The following is a 2,578-nucleotide window of genomic DNA, read 5'->3' as shown; positions in this document are numbered from 1 at the left end:
GCCAAGACCTGGGCAGAGTGTGCAATAACATCATTTGTTTTGCGGTCAGTTTTTGAGGGTGGAAAGTCATCGTCAAAGGCAGATGGAAAGAATAAGGTTATGTCTACTAGCAAAGGACGGGTGGAGTCTGAAAGTAGTATTATTTGTGAGGGTGGAAGTGAAACAAGTTGGTATAAAGCAGATGGTACAATAAATTATCCACCAAATAACGGAGCTGTACCAGGAACAGAAGTAAATATGTCGTTAAAACCAGGAGATACATTTGGGCGGTATGGAAATATTGGGAATAAGAGTAACTTTGTAACACAAACAGGTGCAAATGCAGATAAATTAGCATTGCCACCAACTACTGACCCTAATATTTATCAGGAATTTAGGGTTATAAAGGAAATACCAAACACTATCCAAGCAGAGATTGCAGCATGGGGAGGTTCTGCAGGTGGAGGATTACAATATGAATTGCCAATGCCGATTTTACAATTAATTAGAGAAGGCTATATAGTGCCAAAATAAATAGAGAGAGGTGAAAAACTATGTTAACAACAAATGAACTGCAAAAATATATTATGAGTGAAATTAATGATAAACTAGATGAGATTTCATACAGTAATGTTTTTTTCGAAAAAGGGGATGATAATAGTGCTGAGGGAACATACATTTTTAGTACAAATTCAAATTATCATATTCTTTATGCAGAAAAGGGGAAGATAAGAAGTGATATAGTTGTAAATGACGAACGAGAAGTATTGTGGTATGCTTTAAATATATTATCAACAAATATTACTATGAAGTATGCCATGAATAATCAAGAGAAAGGAAAAGATTTCCGAAGACCACTCTTTGAGAAAGAAAAAAAAATATTTGCTTTATTTGGTGAGGATTTTTTAAAAAGGAAAGATGAAGAGATTAATGAAATACTTGAAAAAAATCCGTATAATGATATTTAATTATGGTTATACTTTAGGACTCCAAAACCCTTAACTCAAAAAGCTATTTTAATCTCTGTCTGTTCACGAAGTGAATGACATACAGAGATTAATAATAGCTTTTTGTCATTTACCTGAATCCGTGAAGTTCACGGATTTATAAACTATCGCCGTAGATGCTGGAAGGATATTGATTGGGAATGTAGCAGAAGATAAAGTTTGTGATGCAATCTATCAAAGTACAGACAGCCATATATTGGCAATGTTGGGAAGCAATATGGTAGAAGAAGTTATATCAGGAAACCCAGCGAACAGTTCCGTATCAGAAATCGGAGATGTAGCGAGAAAGACGGATATTGAAGAACTAAGCCATACAACGATATTCAAGAACTCAGATGACATTGCCTTAGGTGAAAAAGCTTTAAGTAATGTAGAAGTGAATAAGCTAGATGATGTTGCAGAAGTTGTAGAGAGTGGTAGTACAACTGTTATATATTGGTCAGGTGATATAGCTAATTATCAATATAATATGATTGAAAATCCAGGACCGTTAGCAGAAATGCCTAATCAACCTGCAAAGAATTTCTATGGTGGCAGATACAATATGGAAGTATTACAGGAAGATAGAATAATGTATCGAGCAGGTAATGCTCAAAATCCGTATGGAAGATGGTTTACGAGTGAGCCACCTGCTTCTGTTACTAATGTAAGAATTGACGCAGCGGTAAAGACTCATTGGATAGACCCGAAAACTGGTGCGTATGAGGCAAGCTCTTATATAGATAATGTATATGCGATTAAAGTACCAAAGGGTACTACTATTTATACAGGATCAGTCGGACCGCAAGGTGGAGTATACGTGGGAGGATATAATGTTATGCAAACCTATATAGATGCACCATGGACTTTTGAAGTTGTAGGAAAAACACCGTTACAATAGATTGGAGATAGAAGAATGATAAGAAATGAAGAGTTTTTGCAGTTGCGAGAGGCGTATATAGAGATTGGCAAAATGGTACAAAAATATGGATATGGACAATATAACGGGATATTAAGAATTCTTATGGGACAAGTTAATTGTATTGACTCGGATGAGAGCAATGGTGAAAAAATGAAATACTTGATAGAAAGCTATAGTAAACTGTTTGCTTCGAGAGGCGGGTTAAGCGATTTCATTATTTATGATGCAGATGTTCAATTAAGAAATCAGTTGAATGAGAAATATAATGACGAAGTAAAAAGGGTTTGGAACATTATGAAAGACTATATTTAATAATGACTTCGTATAAGAACATCCGAAATCACAACTGAATATTTTTTCTTTAAAATTTAGGACGCATTGTTTTCATGGCACTTGGTGCTATGGAGATAATGCGTTTTTTCTATGTTAATTTTCAAATTCTTTTCCAGACTGCTGATATCAGTCTACTTCTTTCGAATATCGTGCCCAGAGTCTGCCTTTTGGTCATCTCACAAAGAGAAAGTGCTCATCTGGCTCAAGAAAACATCAAATCAGAAATCTTGATTCAGATGCAGTTTTTCTATTGAAGATGCTCCATCCGTAAAGGAGGAGTTCATGATTAAGTCCAGGTTGATTATGCCGGAAATAAATCAAGAATTTGATGTTCAATATAATGAGAATGCACAGGTTT

General features: G+C 35.1%; 4 protein-coding genes. All 4 read left to right on the top strand.

Annotated features, from left to right (window positions below):
- Positions 1-513 (top strand): glycohydrolase toxin TNT-related protein (locus tag ABUA31_RS14290; RefSeq protein ID WP_161172303.1); only part of this gene is annotated, 513 nt, incomplete at its 5' end.
- 20 nt (positions 514-533) lie between these two features.
- Complete coding sequence (locus ABUA31_RS14285) at positions 534-947, top strand: Imm63 family immunity protein (protein ID WP_055148057.1); 414 nt, start codon at positions 534-536, stop codon at positions 945-947.
- 256 nt (positions 948-1,203) lie between these two features.
- Positions 1,204-1,866 (top strand): hypothetical protein, encoded by a 663-nt coding sequence (locus ABUA31_RS14280; RefSeq protein ID WP_133300893.1) that lies wholly within the window; start codon positions 1,204-1,206, stop codon positions 1,864-1,866.
- 15 nt (positions 1,867-1,881) lie between these two features.
- Positions 1,882-2,199, top strand: coding sequence for a hypothetical protein (locus ABUA31_RS14275; RefSeq protein ID WP_055148064.1), 318 nt, complete (start codon positions 1,882-1,884; stop codon positions 2,197-2,199).
- Positions 2,200-2,578 lie beyond the last annotated feature (379 nt).

This window comes from Coprococcus sp. RTP31081st1_H1_RTP31081_211007 (genome assembly GCF_040227275.1).
Lineage (GTDB): Bacteria > Bacillota > Clostridia > Lachnospirales > Lachnospiraceae > Coprococcus > Coprococcus aceti.
The sequence above is the reverse complement of the archived record's forward strand: the minus strand, read 5'-3'. Positions and strand labels throughout refer to the sequence as shown.